The organism is Streptomyces sp. TRM49041, from assembly GCF_008271805.1.
Classification (GTDB): Bacteria; Actinomycetota; Actinomycetes; order Streptomycetales; family Streptomycetaceae; genus Streptomyces.
The window spans coordinates 1-16,270 of record NZ_VSRY01000118.1; the positions used below are offsets into that span (position 1 = coordinate 1).

A 16,270-nucleotide genomic window follows, 5' to 3' on the forward strand; every position below is an offset into this window, starting at 1 on the left:
CGCCGGTGAGGCGGCGGGCCATCAGGTCGGTCATGGCGAGGTGGATCATGGCTTCGGAGCGGGCGGGCAGGGTTTCGTAGTCGCGGGCCAAGCGGCGGTGGAGCATCAGCCACCCGTAGGTCCGCTCCACCGTCCAGCGCTTTGGCAGCGGGGTGAAACCCCTGGTCCTGGGGTTGCGTTGGACGATTTCCATGTCGATACCGAGGGCGGCCGCGTGCTCGACGAGGTGTCGGCGGTAGCCGCCGTCGACCCAGGTCTTGCGGACGGCGGGATGCTCTGCGGCGACTTGTTCGATGAGGATCCGGCCGGCGTCGGAGTCCTGCACGCTCGCCGCGGTGACCAGCACCGCCAGCAGCAGCCCGAGGGTGTCGGTGACGATGCTCCGCTTGCGTCCCACGATCTTCTTCGCCGCGTCCGTGCCCTGTCCGGCGGCCGGCACGCTGGCGGAGGTCTTCACGCTCTGCGCGTCGATGACACACGCCGAGGGCTGGGCGTTGAGGCCCTCCTTTTGGCGCACCAACTCCCGCAGCAATCCGTTGAGCTGGACGAACACACCGTCCTTCTGCCACTTGGCGAAGTAGCCGTAGACGGTTTCCCAGGGCGGGAAGTCGTGCGGCAGGTAGCGCCACTGCACTCCGGTGCGGTCCACGTACAGGATCGCGTTCATGATCTCGCGCAGCTCGTGCTCGGGCGGGCGCCCGATGTTCAGCGCACGTCGGCGCCGCTCGGTCCGCCAGGCGCTCAGCACCGGCTCGACCAGTTCCCAGCGGGCATCGGACAGATCACTCGGATACGCACGACGTTCGGCCATGACTCGGGCATACCGCCGCTCGGGGGCGTGCGCCCAGGCGTGCAGTGCGACCGGCAGGAGCACACTCTGCCGGCGTCTTGGGATGAGACAGGCGCAAGCCGCATTCCGCCTCAGCTGTCACCCCACCCAGCGTTTAAGGCCCACTCGCATCGATAGCCTCATCAACATCACACCAGTGCGTCGCAGAAAACCGGGGATAACGGCGCATTGAAGATGAAAACGACCTCTAAGACGTCGTTTCTCATGGCATGATCGTTCGTTGAGCCGTGCATGACGGATCTGGTTGAGCGGTTGGTGCCGGATGAGTTGTGGGTGTTGTTCCGGCGGGTGGTGCCGCCGGAGGTGGTGATACGTCCGCAGGGCGGTGGCCGGCGTCGGGCGGGTGACCGTGAGGCTCTGGCTGCGATCATCTTCGTGGCGACGTCGAGGTGCACGTGGCGTCAGTTGCCATCGTCGTCCCGTGAGGCATCCCGGATAGTAGCGGTGCCCACCGACAAGCCCCTCTTCGTCGTCCTCGGCCTGCTCGCCATGACTCGTGAGCCGTATTCGGGGTCAGGTGCACCACTGCGCGTCAGTCAACGGCACGACCGGACCAACGATCGCATGGTCGGGACGGCACGACCGCAAGAATCAGCCCATCTCTGAAGGCCGGTCAAGGTCGAGCACCCGAGGCTGGCCCCAGGTCGAACTCGCAGATCTCCATCCCGGCGAACGCGGCATGACCCCGGTCCAATTGAAGCCACACGAGGCTCCTCGTCGTCCAGGCACTGTCGGCACAGTCAACTGGAGCCGTTCGAAGGTAAGTGCAGATTTGGCTGCATCCGCACCACCCGTGGAAGCGCAAGCCCGCAACGGCCTGAGCCAGGGTGGACTCACCTTCAGAGACCAGCGCCGCATCGAGGAACGACACCAGCCGGTGTCGATGCCGGCGGAAGTAGGGGGAGCGGCACCGCGACACACTCAGACTCCGCAGGGAACCGTCACGAACAGGGTGAAGTTGTGTGGTGCGCGGGTGCCCGGTCGGTTCGGCTCGTCCACGCAAGACGGCCTGTACCCCCGTCAACGCATACTTCACGGCTCCCGTCCCACTGGACGGGATACGCGGAGGACGGCCAAGATATGGCGGGCATAGTTCCCTCTCGCCTTGCGCCCATCCCACGTTTGGAGCCGCAGGCTGGCCTTGGGCCCCGGCCGGGTGCAGCAGCTGGTTCGCTGCCTCCGAGCAGCCCGCGGTGCCGCCTCCACCGCTCAGCGGCTGTGACGCTCATTTGACGCTCCGGTCCCCCGACGGGCCGCTGGCAAAGCCGAATAACCCGGCCTGACCTGCACGTTCTCCCGTGTCGGCACATCGTGACATGTTTCCGATGACCCATCACGTGGAGTGGTGGCGATCCTGGAGCTTCCCCGGGCTCCCGTTTCCGGTGGTCGGCCAGATGTGATCAGTCGATGTCCGGATCATCCGACTCTTCGAGGAGTCGGGCCGCGAGGTCGTCGGCCCACTCCACGGCCCAGGCACGAAGAGCGATGATGGTGGCCTGGTCCAGGCCGTAGGCGGCGAAGGCTTCGTCGTCGGTCCACTCGGATCCGGCGAGGTTTGCCTGCAGGTCTTCGCGCTCGAAGCGGCCGCGGGCGTGGCGACGGCCGAATTCCTCGAGATCGGCGGTGTTCCAGCGGCGGGAGGCTGCGAACACGTCGATCAGGTCACGGGGCGCTCCGCGGTCGGCGAGGGCGCGGACCTTGGTCCCGATCACGTCCTCCTCCGCGAGGACGGGCCCGTACGGGCTCTGGGTGACCGGCCGCCAGAAGTTCTCCTTGAGGATGTCGACCTCGCAGTCCTGCCCGTTGGCTGGGTCGGTCACGGTGAAGCGGGCGGACAGCGGGGCGGTCTCCAGCGCGTGCACCTTCCAGCCGCGGGCTTCCAGGCCGGCGCGGAGCGTGGCCGCGATGTCGGCCATGGGCGCAGGGTTCTCGGTGGCGACATCGAGGTCCTGGCTGGGGCGGTTCACGAGGTGGTGCGCCCGGACGGCATAGCGCCGGTGAGGACCAGGGGGTAGGGGGAGCCGAGGGCGATCACATCCGCCAGGAGCCGTGTGTGCAGCTCCGGCATGTCCGTCACGCGGCTGCCTGGGTGCGGGAGGCGAGCTGAGCGAAGGCGTCCTCCCACACGGTGCGCACGGTGCGGCCGACGAGAGTGCGCAGCACCGGCCACAGCTGGAGGAGCAGGTCCTGGTTGAGGTAGCGGGGCAGGTCCTCGTGCAGGCCCTCATGCAGGACAGTGCGGTACAGGCCCATGCGCTGGCGCGGCTTGCCCAGGTCGTACGAGGTCATCCCGGACCAGGCCATGTGCAGCGGCAGCTCGACGACCCCCTGGGTCGGGCCGTGCAACTCGTCCAGCGACTCCGGCAGACGGCACCGGAACTTCTCCCGGTACAACGCGAGGTCCTCGGCGTCCGCGCCCGAGAGGTTCTTCGACGCGGGTGCGGGGTGGTGCGGGCTGGAGGGCATGCCTCCCATTATGGCGGCAGCTTCCCGCTCGCCGGGCAGCTGGACGCGACCGATCACCGGCCGACATCCACCGGCAGGAAAGTCGGAACGGTCCGCCGCCGCGGCAAACTCGTTGGCGCGGGCGTCTCTGGACATGCGGACGAGGGCAATGCGGTAGAGGGCTGAGTTGGCTCCGCGATTACCGCTGCGCGGGACGGCAACCAAGGCCCAGCTCCGCGCCTTGGCTGCCGGGAAGGAGGCCGGCTGCACCGACGTACTCACCGTGGCCGGGCTCCCTGTCCCGGCCACGGCATGGGACTCGCCGAGGTGATGGTCGCGCTCGGCATCGCCTCCCAGACAGCGGTGTGTGGTCCATGCCCGTCACGCTCCCGACCCCCGAAGACGAACTGCCACTTGCTCGCACGCGGATCTCCGCTCTGGCCCGCCTGCGGGCAGCACAGGGCCGCCCGCTCGAAGGCTGACGAGCGACCCAGTCGCTGGGTTGTATGCAGCAGCCGTACAGGCGCATGTGCGCCCTCGTGCATCGCGGGCCTCCGCTTCTGCAGTGGAGAACCCAGGCCTTGAGGAGGCTGCTGTGGCAAGGATCGTGGAGGGGAATCACCGGTCGCCGATCGAGGACGACGGGCACCAGCCGAATCGGCCCGTACCGCCGCCCCCTCCTCCCTCTTTGCTTCCACCCCTCCGCCTGCCTGGTCATCGACGGGAAAGGTGGTCGCCTTCGCCGAGGAGGAGCGCTTCTCCCGCCGCAAGCACCACAAGGACTCCCGCTGCTGCGCGGTGGCCGCGGCCTACTGCCTGTCCGAGGCCGGCATCACCCTGGCCGACGTTGACGAGATCGCCATCGCCTTCAACCCGGCCTGGCCAACCCCGAGCGAGATCTGCACGGACGCCGAGCTGATCGCCGAACTCCTCGACCCCGCCCTGTTCGGCCACCACCGGCCCCGGCAGGTCACCGTGGTCGAGCACCACCTCGCGCACGCCGCCTCCGCCTTCCACCCCAGCGGCTTCGATGAGGCCGCCGTCCTGGTGGTCGACGGCTCCGGCGACGGCGTCTCCGCCACCCTCGCCCACGGAACCGCCGACGGACTGAAGGTCCTGCGCCAGTTCCCGTTCAGCCAGTCGCTGGGCTGGTTCTACGAGACCGTCGCCGAACACCTCGGCCTCGGTGACTGGACGAGCTCCGGCAAGCTCATGGGCCTGGCCGGCTACGGCAACCCCGACCGATACACCCTCGACTTCCTCACCGCCCGCGCTGGCGGCTCGTCGAGAAGGAGCTGAGCGACGTCATCGTGACGGCCGCAGTGGCACTTGCCACCATCAGCCCGGACCCGGAGAAGGCGCTCGCCGGCCGTGTCCAGGGCCTGCTGGCGCGCCTCAGCCTCGACTGACCCGGGCCGGCCGCCACGCAGGAGGGCCCGCACAGCTGCTGCTGTGCGGGCCCTCCTTTCTGCTCCCGCCTTTGCAGGTGCGCACTTCTGGCTGATCGTCTCCCGCTCTCCTGGGTGGGAGACGAGTGGGAGATGATCATGGCGTGGTGCTGCAGTCAGGCGCTCGGAAATGCTAGATGGCGCTACATGTGTGCACTGCGTCAGTCGCCCGACTCGCCGGCGTCCGGGCTCAACACACCCATGCTGACCAGGACGAACAGCAGGATGCCCAGCGCTATCCGGTAGACCACGAACGGCATGAAGCTCTTCGTCGTGATGAACTTCATGAACCATGCGATGACCGCGTAGCCCACGCCGAACGCGATGACCGTCGCGAAGACGGTCGGCCCCCACGCCACATGCGCGGCCTCGCTGACCTCCTTCAGCTCGAAGACGCCCGACGCCAGGACGGCGGGAATCGCGAGGAGGAACGAGTAGCGGGCGGCGGCCTCCCGCGAGTAGTTCATCAGCAGACCGCCGCTGATGGTCGCGCCGGACCGGGAGACACCCGGGATCAGGGCCATCGCCTGGCAGATGCCGAAGATCAGACCGTCCTTGATGCCGAGGTCCTGGAGCGTCTTGCGCTCCTGCGCCGCCCGGTGCCGGCCGCTCGCCTGCTGGCGCGACGCAAGCCAGTCGGCCACACCCAGCACGATGCCCAGCACGATGAGCGTGGTCGCGATCAGCCGCAGATCGCGGAACGGGCCCTCGATCTGGTCCTTGAACGTCACACCGAGCACGCCGATCGGGATCGACCCGACGATCACCAGCCAGCCCATGCGGGCGTCCTGGTCGGAGCGCATCGCCTTGTCCGTCAGGGACCGGAACCAGGCCGAGAGGATCCGCGAGATGTCCTTGCGGAAGTAGATCAGGACCGCGGTCTCCGTGCCGATCTGCGTGATCGCCGTGAATGCTGCGCCCGGGTCGTGCCAGCCCGCGAAGGCGGCGGTGAGACGCAGATGGGCGCTGGAGGAGATCGGGAGGAACTCCGTAAGCCCCTGGACGAGTCCGAGGATGAGCGATTCGAACCAATTCATGGGGCCAGGGCCGTCCCGAAATGTACGTGTGCGGTCGTTGAAGTCGGTGCAGCGTACCGCCTCACGGTGAACGGACGGTGATCATCCGGTGTCTTGGAGCGGTGGCCGGCCTGCGTTGCCGGAGGCGTCAGGACGCTGTCGCCGAGCGCAGCCGGTGTCGCTTCCGCCATGCGACCACGGCGGCGGCCAGCGCGCTGGCGACGATGAATCCGGCCGAGATGAGGAAGGCCGGAGAGGTCGGCGAGGCCGCCTGGCTGCCGGCGATCACATAGGCCGCCGTGTTAGGCACGCAGCCGATACCGGTGCCGACGAGGAACGGCGTGTAGCCCATACGGGAGATCGCGGCGCAGTAGTTGGCCGCGGCGAACGGCACCCCGGGGAACAACCGGATCGCCAGGGTCGAACGGAACCCGTGCCTGCTGAGCTGCCCGTCCGCCGCGGAGAGCCACCGCCCGCGCATCAGCGGCCGCAGGGCGTCCTGACCCAGCCCCCGGCCGAGCGCGAACGCGATGCCCGCCCCGAGCACGGTCCCGCCGACCGCCGCCGCCAGCCCGGCCTGCGTACCGAACAGGGCCCCCGCCGCCAGGTTCAGTACCGGCCGCGGCACGAAGGCGGCAGTGCACAGCCCGTACGCCACGCCGAACAACACGGCGGCTCCGGCCCCGCCGACCTGGGGCGGCCAGGCCCCGCCGGCCAGCAGTCTCTGCGGTTCGTACGCCAGCACCGCCGCCACGCCGCTCGCGAGCAGGACGGCGAGCAACGACAGCCGCGCCCAGGGCGACAACAGCGCCCGGGAACAGCGCAGGGCGAAACCGTCCGGGGCCGACGGAGGAACGACGGTGTCGAGCATCCGGGGAGCGTAACCGACACGCGGGAGTGATCGCCGTGACCGAAGCCGCACACCGGACCGGCCGGGCGGTCGGGCACCCGCCCCAGGACGGGCTCGCGGTCGGCCACCGGAAAACCGGTCGACGTGCGACCGCCGGCCCGGCAGGATCGACCGCATGTTCCGGTACGCCTTCCTCGCAGCGTCGTCCGCGGTCGCGGACGCGCCGAAGGCTGCCGCCATCGTCCTGGACGGCGCCCGAAGCTGACCCTCCCCGGATCGTCCGGCGGACCCCGCAGGGGGAGGGTCGGCAAGGCCGAGGGGTCCGGCATCACGCTTCGAGTTCCGGAGAGGAACCACCCCGTCATGTCCAAGACGGCATACGTGCGCACCAAGCCGCACCTCAACATCGGCACCATGGGCCACGTCGACCACGGCAAGACCACTCTCACCGCCGCCATCACCAAGGTCCTCAGCGAGCGCGGGACCGGCGCCTTCGTCCCGTTCGACCGGATCGACCGGGCGCCCGAGGAGGCGCGCCGGGGCATCACCATCAACATCGCGCACGTCGAGTACGAGACCGAGACCCGGCACTACGCGCACGTCGACATGCCCGGCCACGCCGACTACGTCAAGAACATGGTGACCGGGGCCGCGCAGCTCGACGGGGCGATCCTCGTCGTCTCCGCGCTCGACGGGATCATGCCGCAGACCGCCGAGCACGTCCTGCTCGCCCGCCAGGTCGGCGTCGACCACATAGTCGTCGCCCTCAACAAGGCGGACGCGGGCGACGAGGAGCTGACCGATCTGGTCGAGCTCGAGGTGCGCGAGCTGCTCACCGCCAACGGCTACGGTGGCGACTCCGTCCCGGTCGTACGGGTCTCCGGACTGAAGGCCCTGGAGGGCGACCCGCGCTGGACCGGTGCGATCGAGGCGCTGCTCGACGCGGTCGACACCTATGTGCCGATGCCTGTGCGGTATGTGGACGCGCCGTTCCTCATGCCCGTCGAGAACGTCCTCACGATCACCGGCCGGGGCACCGTCGTCACCGGGGCCGTCGAGCGCGGCACCGTACGCGTCGGCGACCGGGTGCAGGTGCTCGGCGCCGACACGGAGACCGTCGTCACCGGCCTGGAGACCTTCGGCAGGCCGATGGACTCCGCGCAGGCCGGCGACAACGTGGCGCTGCTCCTGCGGGGCGTGCCGCGTGACGCGGTCCGCCGCGGCCATGTGGTGGCCGAGCCCGGCAGCGTCGTACCGAGCCGGCGCTTCACCGCGCAGGTGTACGTCCTGTCGGCCCGCGAGGGCGGGCGCACCACGCCCGTGTCGACCGGCTACCGCCCGCAGTTCTACATCCGCACCGCGGACGTGGTCGGCGACATCGACCTGGGTGACACGGCGGTCGCCAGGCCCGGCGACACGGTCACCCTGACCGTCGGGCTCGGCCGCGACGTACCGCTGGAGCCGGGCCTCGGATTCGCGATCCGCGAGGGCGGCCGCACGGTCGGAGCGGGCACCGTGACCGAGCTGCTCTAGCGGGCCGCGCCGCTGGGACAATGGGGCGGTGACCGAGCCCGTACCCGAACCCGAACCCGTCCCCGTACTCCGCGCCGTCGACGGTGGCGCTGCCAAGCTCATGCCGGACATCGACCGGGAGCGGGCCTGGCTGCTCACCGTCGACGGCGCGCCCCAGTCGTACGTCGACCTCGACGAGCCGACGCACCTGGAGTTCGAGTACGCCCGGCGGCTGGCCCATGTCGTGGACGCCGCCGCCGACGAGGGCGCTCCGTTCGACGTCGTCCACCTCGGCGGCGGCGCCCTCACGCTGCCCCGGTACGTGGTGGCGACCCGGCCCGGCTCCCGGCAGGACGTGGTGGAGGCGGACCTGGGGCTGCTGGCGCTGGTCGCCGAGCACCTGCCGGTACCGGACGGGTCCGGGATCGCCGTGCACGGGGCGGACGCGAGGGCCTGGCTCGAAGCGGCGCCCGCGCGGTCGGCGGACCTGGTCGTCGGGGACGTGTTCGGCGGCTCCCGGGTGCCCGCGCACCTGACGTCCGTGGAGTACGCGCGCGAGGTGGAGCGCGTTCTGCGCCCGGACGGCTGCTACGTCGCCAACCTCGCGGACGGCGCGCCCTTCGCGTTCCTGCGGCCCCAACTGGCCACGCTCGCCGCCGTGTTCGAGGAGGTGGCGTTGATCGCCGAACCCGCGGTGCTGCGCGGCCGCCGCTTCGGCAACGTGGTCCTGATCGCCTCGCACGCCCCGGTCGACACCGCCCGGCTGGCGCGCCGCGCGGCCGCCGACGCGTTCCCGGCACGCGTGGAGCACGGTGCGTCGCTGGCGCGGCTCACCGGCGACGCGACCCTGGTGCGGGACGCGGACGCCGTCGCCTCGCCCGAGCCGCCCGGGGGCGCGTTCGGCATCGGGTGACGGCTGCCCGGTCGGCCGTACGGGGACGGGGGAGCGGCGGGGGCCGACGCATGCCCGCCCCCGCGCGCGGAGCCGGTGCGTCGCCGGTCCGCGCGACGGGACGCTGCGAACCGCCGTGGCGGTCAGCCGAGCCGCTCGGCGGGGCCCTCGGCGTCCGCCGACGGCCCCGACCCCGTCGTCGGCACCGCGCCGGACGAGACCTCCTTCGTACTCCGTGTCAGGTTCCGTACGTCGGGTACGAGCAGCACCAGCGCCGTCACCAGCACGATCAGCGCCGCGGACCCCCACAGCGCCTCCGACCGCCCGAACAGGTCCGCCGCCGGGCCCGCGAGGGCGGTGGACAGCGGCAGCATCGCGGTCGAGCCGAACCAGTCGTACGCGGCGACCCGCGACAGCTTGTCCTCCGGGATCTCCTGGTGCAGCGCGGTCATCCAGGCCACGCCGAACACCTCGATGGTCACCCCGGACACGAACATCGCCACCGCCAGGCCGCCCACCGGGAGCGGCACGGCCAGCGCCGCCGACGGCAGGGCGAGCGGGAACACACAGAGGGTGCCCACCAGCAGCATCCGGCGCGGCTTCCACCGCATCATCAGCAGGGCGCCGCCCAGCGTGCCCGCGCCGAACGCCGCCAGCGCCAGTCCCCACGGGCGCGCGCCGCCCAGCGAGTCCTGGGCGACCAGCGGTCCGTACACGGACTCGGCGGCGCCGATGACGGCGACGACGACGGAGAACTGGGCGACGATGGACCACAGCCAGGGGCGGCTGACGAACTCCTTCCACCCCTCGCGCAGATCGGACAGCAGCCCCCCGCCCGGCGCCCGCTCCGCGATGTGGCCGACGTCGAGGAACGCGCGGAGCGCGCCCGCCGCGGCGAACGCCGCCGCGTCGATGGCGAGGACCCAGCCGGGGCCGAGCGCGGCGATCATGGCGCCGCCGAGTGCCGCGCCGCCGATGGCGGCGCCGTTCACGGCCATCCGGAAGAGCGCGAAGGCCCGGTTCGCCTGCTCCCCGCTGACGCCGGCCATCAGCATGCCCTCGGCGGCGGGGCTGAAGAACGCCTGTCCCGTGCCGCACAGCGCGGTCAGCAGCATCATCTGCCACAGCTGTGCGTTGCCGGTCAGCACGAGGGCGGCGAACACCGCCTGCGAGGCGCAGTTGAGGGCGTTGGCGGCGACCATGACCCGGTGCCGGGGCAGCCGGTCGGCGATCGCTCCGCCGACGAGAAGGAAGAGGACGAGCGGCAGCGTACGGGCCGCCGCGACCAGGCCGACGTCCCCGCCGTCGCCGCCGGACTCCAGCACCGCGAAGGCCGCCGCGATGAGGGCGCCGTGGGTGCCCAGGTTGGTGACCACCGCGGCGGCGGTCAGCAGGACGTAGTTGCGTCCCGCCCACTCGGGGCGGCGGCGGCCGGGCCCGGGGCGGAGGGCGGCGGGGGTTCTCACATCCCGGACTATCGCCGGAGGGGGCCCCCGCCGCCAAACGGTTTATCCGTCTGCCGACGGCCCGTCATATAGAGGGCCGGTCACGACCGTTACCTGCTTTGTCCCGGGCGCCGCTCAGGATGTGCCCTCGGCCAGCCGTACGGTGCTCAGGATCTGCTGGATCTTCTCGTTCGGCACCTCGTCCTTGATGCCCGTGTTGGCGTAGAGCACCCAGGTGACGAAGTCGCCCTTGGCGTTCTTGAAGGAGAACGCGATGGACTTGCCGTCCGTGTCGCACTTGTTCTCGTGCTTGGTGTTCAGCGCGGTCGCGGTGGCGATATGGCCGCTGAGCCCGGACTTCGTGGTGAACGGGACCGCCTTGGTGATCTTGACGGTGCCCTTCGGCTCGGTCTGCGCGTAGCCCGCCCATACCCAGCTGCCGGCCTCGTTGTACGCCGCCTCGGCGGTGTCCTTCGCGCCCTGGCCGCCCTTCGTACCGGCCGTCGCGAGGCTCCACTTGGCGGGCGTGCCGTCCTTGTCGTCGTCGAACGTGCACCACTCGCTCTTGTAGCGGCCCGGTGCCGACATGGTGACGACCGGGGAACCGTCGCCCGCCTTCTCGTCCTCGAAGCCGGTGGACATGCCCGAGCCCAGGGCCTCCCAGTCCGGCGGGATGTCGAACAGGGTGCCGCGCTTGGGGTTGTGGACGACCTTCCAGCCGGGGATGGTCGGCTTGGGCGCCGACGAGCCGTCGCGTGGATTCTCGGCCGGCGGCTGCGCCGGATCGGCGGACTCGGAGCCGGAGTCGGAGTCGGACGGGGACGCGGAGGCGCTCTGCGAGGGCGTCGAACCGCCGTTGGCGGACGGCTCCTTCTTGTCGTCGCCGAGGACCAGATAGCCGGTCACACCGGCGGCGGCCAGGACGACGAGGGCCGCGGCGATCGCGACGATCGTCGTCTTCTTCTTGTCCTCGTTCGACGGCACCGGCGGGCCGGGAGGCTGTCCGGGCACGGCGTACTGCGGCACCGTCGGCTGCTGGTACGGGTTGTGCTGGGGGTATGCCGGCTGCGGGTAGCCGGGCTGCTCCTGCGCACCGGGCTGCCCGCCCGGCTGCGGCGGCTGCCCCGGCGGCTGCGGATAACCCGGCTGCTGATAGGGATTCGGCTGCTGATACCCCGGCTGCTGATAGGGATTCGGCGCGTTCTGGTCCTGCGGGTTCTGCTCGCCCCCGGGCGGCTGCTGTCCTGGCCACATGGGCCGTAACGATAGAGGGGAGGGGTGACGGCTGCTACGCCCGGCCCCTGACGTGGAGGCTTCCCGCCCAAGCTACCGCCTGGTAACTTCAGGGTATGTCCGAGACGCTGCCGAATATCGGCGAGATGCTGCTGGCCACCGTTCCCATGGCCAAGACCCTGAACCTCGAGGTCGTCGAGGCGACCGCCGACCGCGCCGTACTGCGCCTGCCCGACCAGCGGGACTTCCACAACCACGTCGGCGGGCCGCACGCGGGCGCGATGTTCACGCTCGGCGAGTCCGCCAGCGGCGCCATCGTCCTCGGCGCCTTCGGCGACCAGATGGGCCGCGCCGTGCCGCTCGCGGTCAACGCCGAGATCGGCTACAAGAAGCTCGCCATGGGCGTCGTCACCGCCACCGCCACCCTCGGCCGCACCCGGGACGAGGTCCTCGCCGAACTCGACGCCGGGCAGCGCCCCGAGTTCCCCGTCCACATCGCGATCACCCGCGAGGACGGCGCCGTCACCGGCGAGATGACCATCACCTGGACCCTGCGCCCCAACTCCTGACCACACCGGCCCGCCGGGCCCCCGCCCCCGCACCCACTCCGGGTGCGGGGGCGGGCGCGTCCGGCGCCGCGTCCGCCGCGTCCGGAGACTGCGCCGGTTCCCGGCGCGGGCAACCGGACCGTACGTGCCGGCGTCTCCTCCGATGATCTGCCCCTCGCACCACGAGTCGAGGTGCTCCCCATGTGACCAGGTAGGCTGCCTGCCCCCAGAGGTCACTCGTCGAATCGGAGGAACCGGCGTTGCACGTCCAGGAGTGGCTCGAGACCGTTCCCGCGGTCAGCATCTACATCCTGGTGGGTGTGGTGATCGGGCTCGAAAGCCTCGGTATCCCGCTGCCGGGCGAGATCGTCCTCGTCAGCTCCGCGCTCCTCGCGTCCCAGCACGGGGAGATCGACCCGTACATCCTGGGCGCGTGCGCCACGGCGGGCGCGATCATCGGAGACTCGATCGGCTACGCCATCGGCCGCAAGGGCGGCCGGCCGCTGCTGGCCTGGCTGGGCGGAAAGTTCCCCAAGCACTTCAGCGAAGCCAACATCGCCATGGCGGAGCGGTCCTTCGAGAAGTGGGGCATGTGGGCCGTCTTCTTCGGCCGGTTCGTGGCCCTGCTGCGGATCTTCGCCGGACCGCTGGCCGGTGTCCTGCGCATGCCGTACTGGAAGTTCCTCATCGCCAACGTCTTCGGCGGCATCCTGTGGGCGGGCGGCACCACGGCAGTCGTCTACTCGGTGGGTATCGTCGCCGAACAGTGGCTGAAGCGCTTCTCGTGGCTGGGCCTCGTCCTCGCGGTGGCCGTGGGTATCTCGTCGATGCTGATCCTGAAGCACCGCGCCAAGAAGGCGGCGGCCAGGTCCGAGGCGGAACGCGCCGCCGCTGCGGCCGCCACGCCCGCCGCGGAGCCGCACAAGGACCCCGTCCCCGCCACGGCCTCGGCCGACTGACGGGGACGGCGCCCGGCGCCGCCGCGGGGGTACCGGTCAGGCCTCCGCGGCGTGCGCCTCGCGGTGCGCGCGGGCCAGCTCCAGGTACATCGCCGCGTTCAGCCTGATGCCCTCGCGCTCCTCGTCCGTCAGCTCACGTCGGACCTTCGCGGGCACGCCCGCGACCAGGGAGCCGGGCGGGACGCGCATGCCCTGCGGGACGAGCGCCTGGGCGGCGATCAGCGACCCCTCGCCGATGTGAGCACCGTTGAGCACCGTCGCGCCCATGCCGATCAGCACGTCGTCCTCCACGGTGCAGCCGTGCAGCACGGCGTTGTGGCCGACGGACACGCGCTCGCCGACCGTCACGGGGAAGCCCGGGTCGACGTGCACCGTGCAGTTGTCCTGGATGTTGCTGTCCGCGCCGAGGACGATCCGCCCGCAGTCCGCGCGCAGCACGGCGTGGTACCAGACGCTGGACCCCGGCCCCATCGTCACCTCGCCGACCACGACGGACGTCGGCGCGGCGAAGGCGCTGCCGGCCACCTCCGGCTCCTTGCCGCCCACCGCCGTGATCAATGGCCGTTCCGTCATCCTCTGCTCCTCCCGCGCCCGATGGTTCGCCGTCGCGCCAGGGGAACCGTAAGCGACACCCCGCGCCGCCCCCACGGTGGGGCGAACATCACAGCTTCGCGCCCTGACCGGCGATGATCCGGGCCACTACCGTGTCCGGGTGCCCAGGGACAGAAACACGTTCTCATTCTCGTCGCTTTCCGCGTGGCGCCGCCGCATACTGTCCCGCGCCGTGCACCGCGGCTGGCGCTGGATACAGGAGACCGGTTCCGTCACCGCCGAGCGCCCCGGGCCGCTGCGGTTCCGCCGGATCGGCGCGGGCACCCGGCTGGCCTTCCCGCAGGGCGCGGTCTTCGGCGAGGAGTGGATCGAGCTCGGCGAGTGCTGCATCATCGGCGAGCAGGTCACGCTCAGCGCCGGCATGCTGCCCGGTCTCGATCTGGGCCCCGACCCGGTCGTCATCCTCGGCAACGGCGTCGTCCTCGGCCGCGGCAGCCACGTCGTGGCGGACGCGCCGGTGACGATCGGCCCGGACACCTTCTGCGGGCCGTACGTCTACATCACCTCGACCAACCACAGCTACGACGACCCGCACGAGCCGGTCGGCCGCCAGTGGCCGCGCTCCGCCCCGGTGGAGATCGGCCAGGGCTGCTGGATCGGCACCGGCGCGGTGGTCCTCCCGGGCGCCCGCCTGGGCCGCAACGTCGTGGTCGCCGCCGGGGCCGTCGTACGCGGCGAAGTGCCCGACCACGCAGTCGTCGCCGGGGCCCCGGCCCGCGTCGTACGCCGCTGGGACGCCGACAACGGCTGGCAGCCGCCGCTGCGTACGCCCGCGCCCGTACCGATACCCGACGACGTCACCGCCGCGCAGCTGGCCGCGCTGGCGCACTGGGAGAGCCGCTGACCCCGGTCAGCCGGCCGCCAGCAGCACCGAACCCGCCAGGGCGAGCCCCGCACCGGCGGCCTGTACCGCCCGCAGCCGTTCCTTGAGCACCCCCCGCGCGGCGAGTGCCGTCACCACCGGGTACAGGCTGGCCAGGACCGCGGCCATGGCCACCGGCCCGTGCTGCGCGGCGATCGCGTACGTGCCGTTCGCGGCCACGTCCGCCAGGCCGACGAACCCAAGGGCGGGCAGGGCGGCCCACACCACCCGCATCCCGCCCTCTTCGGGGAGTGCGCGCCCGCCGCGCCGCACGGACACGAACAGCGCCGCCCCGCCGACCGCCACATTGGTGACCCGCTGCACGAACAGTGCCAGAAACAGGCCCGTCACAGTCGTCGACGCCTCGGCGATCAGCACCATCACGCCGCCGAACCCGAACGCCGCGACCAGCGTGAGCAGCACGGTCTGGCGCTGCACGGGCGCCCCGCGCAGCTCGGGCCCGCCCGCCAGGACCACGCCGACGACGGCCACGCCGATCCCGGCGAACTGCAGCAGCCCCGGCCGGTCGCCGAGTATCAGGCCGACCGACACGGGAACGACGACGCCGATCGAGCCGAGCGGCGAGACCACCCCCATCGGGCCGAGGGCCAGGGCCTTGTAGAAGGCCAGCATCGCCACCGGGCCGACCACGCCCGCCGCGACCGCGAACCACAGCAGTGGCCCCGCCTCGCTCCAGCCGCCCGTCGCCACCACGACCGCGCCGAGTACGACGACGGCGATGGTCTGCGAGACCACGACGACGGTGAGCGCGGGCGTGCGCCGGGTCAGGAGCCCTCCTCCGAAGTCGGCCAGCCCCCAGAGCAGGCTGGTGGCCAGGGCGAACAGGGCTGTCATGACGACCTCGCAGTACAGTGCGTTGAACACGGGGGTGCACCACACCGTAGTGCAGTCCATTGAACTCTGTCATCCAGAATATTGGACGGAATGTGTCGGACCTCGATCAGCTCACGCAGTCCCTCGCCCGCAACCTCAAGCGCTGGCGGAAGGAGCGGGGCCTCACGCTGGACGCACTCGCCGCCCGCTCCGGCGTCAGCCGCGGCATGATCATCCAGATCGAGCAGGCCAGGACGAACCCGAGTGTGGGCACCACGGTGAAGCTCGCCGACGCGCTGGGCGTCTCCATCACGACCCTGCTGGACCACGAGCAGGGCCCCCACGTCCGGGTGGTCCAGGCCGAGCAGGCGGTACGCATGTGGTCGACCGCGGCGGGCAGTCACAGCACCCTGCTGGTCGGCACCGAGGCGCGCGGCCCGCTGGAGCTGTGGACCTGGACGCTCATGCCCGGCGACGCCTCCACGTCCGATCCGCACCCCGACGGCACGACCGAGTTGCTGCATGTGACAGCCGGGGAACTCACCCTCGTCGTCGACGGCACGGCCCACCCGGTGGCCGCCGGCATGTCCGCCGTCTTCGAGTCCAACGTCCCGCACGCCTACCGCAACGACGGCGACGTACCGGTCGAGATGACCCTGGCGGTCTCCGTCCCGCCCGTGCGCTGACCGTCCGGCCCGCGCGCCGGCCGCCCCGCCGCCCCGCCACCCCCGGAGAACGCCCTGGACTGGCCGCTTTCCGCCAGG

At 71.3% G+C, this 16,270-nt stretch carries 15 protein-coding genes and 2 pseudogenes; 8 read left to right on the top strand and 9 right to left on the bottom strand.

Annotation, left to right across the window (positions count from 1 at the left end):
- A partial coding sequence (locus FVS66_RS13845; RefSeq protein WP_149181495.1) for an IS5 family transposase occupies positions 1-811 on the bottom strand: 811 nt, incomplete at its 3' end.
- 270 nt (positions 812-1,081) lie between these two features.
- On the opposite strand from FVS66_RS13845, the pseudogene FVS66_RS13850 reads away from it, so the two are divergent.
- Positions 1,082-1,261: pseudogene (locus FVS66_RS13850) on the top strand (transposase); the annotation flags it as partial.
- Positions 1,262-2,250: 989 nt separating this feature from the next.
- Here FVS66_RS13850 and FVS66_RS13855 read toward each other — a convergent pair.
- Both FVS66_RS13855 and FVS66_RS13860 read right to left on the bottom strand, forming a co-directional pair.
- Positions 2,251-2,918, bottom strand: a pseudogene (locus FVS66_RS13855) (nucleotidyl transferase AbiEii/AbiGii toxin family protein).
- 5 nt (positions 2,919-2,923) lie between these two features.
- Entirely contained in the window at positions 2,924-3,316 is a 393-nt protein-coding gene (locus FVS66_RS13860) for a hypothetical protein (RefSeq protein ID WP_149181496.1), read from the bottom strand.
- 708 nt (positions 3,317-4,024) lie between these two features.
- Between FVS66_RS13860 and FVS66_RS13865 the strand changes: the two genes are divergently transcribed.
- Entirely contained in the window at positions 4,025-4,594 is a 570-nt protein-coding gene (locus FVS66_RS13865; protein WP_149181497.1) for a carbamoyltransferase N-terminal domain-containing protein, read from the top strand.
- 310 nt (positions 4,595-4,904) lie between these two features.
- Here the strand turns inward: FVS66_RS13865 and FVS66_RS13870 are convergent, their stop codons facing one another.
- Both FVS66_RS13870 and FVS66_RS13875 read right to left on the bottom strand, forming a co-directional pair.
- A complete protein-coding gene (locus FVS66_RS13870) occupies positions 4,905-5,780 on the bottom strand; it encodes an undecaprenyl-diphosphate phosphatase (protein WP_149181498.1) in 876 nt (291 codons plus the stop codon).
- Between the two features lie 127 nt (positions 5,781-5,907).
- Positions 5,908-6,630 carry a TVP38/TMEM64 family protein gene (locus FVS66_RS13875; protein ID WP_149181499.1) on the bottom strand — a complete coding sequence of 241 codons (723 nt, stop codon included), beginning with the start codon at positions 6,628-6,630 and terminating at the stop codon, positions 5,908-5,910.
- Positions 6,631-6,972: 342 nt separating this feature from the next.
- Between FVS66_RS13875 and tuf the strand changes: the two genes are divergently transcribed.
- Together tuf and FVS66_RS13885 are read left to right on the top strand one after the other, a co-directional pair.
- Entirely contained in the window at positions 6,973-8,142 is a 1,170-nt protein-coding gene (tuf, locus tag FVS66_RS13880) for an elongation factor Tu (RefSeq protein ID WP_149181500.1), read from the top strand.
- 100 nt (positions 8,143-8,242) lie between these two features.
- On the top strand, positions 8,243-9,034 hold the full coding sequence (locus FVS66_RS13885) for a fused MFS/spermidine synthase (RefSeq protein ID WP_149181537.1): 792 nt from the start codon (positions 8,243-8,245) through the stop codon (positions 9,032-9,034).
- A gap of 122 nt (positions 9,035-9,156) precedes the next feature.
- Here FVS66_RS13885 and FVS66_RS13890 read toward each other — a convergent pair whose 3' ends face one another.
- Positions 9,157-10,479 carry an MFS transporter gene (locus FVS66_RS13890; protein WP_149181501.1) on the bottom strand — a complete coding sequence of 441 codons (1,323 nt, stop codon included), beginning with the start codon at positions 10,477-10,479 and terminating at the stop codon, positions 9,157-9,159.
- Between the two features lie 114 nt (positions 10,480-10,593).
- Entirely contained in the window at positions 10,594-11,712 is a 1,119-nt protein-coding gene (locus FVS66_RS13895; protein ID WP_149181502.1) for a hypothetical protein, read from the bottom strand.
- 95 nt (positions 11,713-11,807) lie between these two features.
- Here FVS66_RS13895 and FVS66_RS13900 point away from each other — a divergent pair, with 95 nt between their 5' ends.
- Positions 11,808-12,260, top strand: coding sequence for a DUF4442 domain-containing protein (locus FVS66_RS13900; RefSeq protein WP_149181503.1), 453 nt, complete (start codon positions 11,808-11,810; stop codon positions 12,258-12,260).
- 239 nt (positions 12,261-12,499) lie between these two features.
- The gene (locus FVS66_RS13905; RefSeq protein ID WP_149181504.1) at positions 12,500-13,198 is read left to right on the top strand and encodes a DedA family protein; all 699 of its coding nucleotides are present in this window, start codon (positions 12,500-12,502) and stop codon (positions 13,196-13,198) included.
- 36 nt (positions 13,199-13,234) lie between these two features.
- On the opposite strand, the gene FVS66_RS13910 is transcribed toward FVS66_RS13905, so the two are convergent.
- Entirely contained in the window at positions 13,235-13,771 is a 537-nt protein-coding gene (locus FVS66_RS13910) for a gamma carbonic anhydrase family protein (RefSeq protein ID WP_149181505.1), read from the bottom strand.
- 139 nt (positions 13,772-13,910) lie between these two features.
- Between FVS66_RS13910 and FVS66_RS13915 the strand changes: the two genes are divergently transcribed.
- Complete coding sequence (locus FVS66_RS13915) at positions 13,911-14,654, top strand: acyltransferase (protein WP_149181506.1); 744 nt, start codon at positions 13,911-13,913, stop codon at positions 14,652-14,654.
- Positions 14,655-14,660: 6 nt separating this feature from the next.
- Here the strand turns inward: FVS66_RS13915 and FVS66_RS13920 are convergent, their stop codons facing one another.
- On the bottom strand, positions 14,661-15,527 hold the full coding sequence (locus tag FVS66_RS13920; protein ID WP_149181538.1) for an EamA family transporter: 867 nt from the start codon (positions 15,525-15,527) through the stop codon (positions 14,661-14,663).
- 92 nt (positions 15,528-15,619) lie between these two features.
- Between FVS66_RS13920 and FVS66_RS13925 the strand changes: the two genes are divergently transcribed.
- Positions 15,620-16,192, top strand: a complete 573-nt coding sequence (locus FVS66_RS13925; RefSeq protein WP_149181539.1) for an XRE family transcriptional regulator — start codon at positions 15,620-15,622, stop codon at positions 16,190-16,192.
- Positions 16,193-16,270 lie beyond the last annotated feature (78 nt).

Bases quoted from the DNA above. Each gene is read 5' to 3' on its own strand.
- FVS66_RS13860 (WP_149181496.1), bottom strand. From the start codon at position 3,316: ATGCCCTCCAGCCCGCACCACCCCGCACCCGCGTCGAAGAACCTCTCG.
- FVS66_RS13870 (WP_149181498.1), bottom strand. From the start codon at position 5,780: ATGAATTGGTTCGAATCGCTCATCCTCGGACTCGTCCAGGGGCTTACG.
- FVS66_RS13875 (WP_149181499.1), bottom strand. From the start codon at position 6,630: ATGCTCGACACCGTCGTTCCTCCGTCGGCCCCGGACGGTTTCGCCCTG.
- tuf (WP_149181500.1), top strand. From the start codon at position 6,973: ATGTCCAAGACGGCATACGTGCGCACCAAGCCGCACCTCAACATCGGC.
- FVS66_RS13885 (WP_149181537.1), top strand. From the start codon at position 8,243: ATGCCGGACATCGACCGGGAGCGGGCCTGGCTGCTCACCGTCGACGGC.
- FVS66_RS13895 (WP_149181502.1), bottom strand. From the start codon at position 11,712: ATGTGGCCAGGACAGCAGCCGCCCGGGGGCGAGCAGAACCCGCAGGAC.
- FVS66_RS13900 (WP_149181503.1), top strand. From the start codon at position 11,808: ATGTCCGAGACGCTGCCGAATATCGGCGAGATGCTGCTGGCCACCGTT.
- FVS66_RS13910 (WP_149181505.1), bottom strand. From the start codon at position 13,771: ATGACGGAACGGCCATTGATCACGGCGGTGGGCGGCAAGGAGCCGGAG.
- FVS66_RS13920 (WP_149181538.1), bottom strand. From the start codon at position 15,527: ATGACAGCCCTGTTCGCCCTGGCCACCAGCCTGCTCTGGGGGCTGGCC.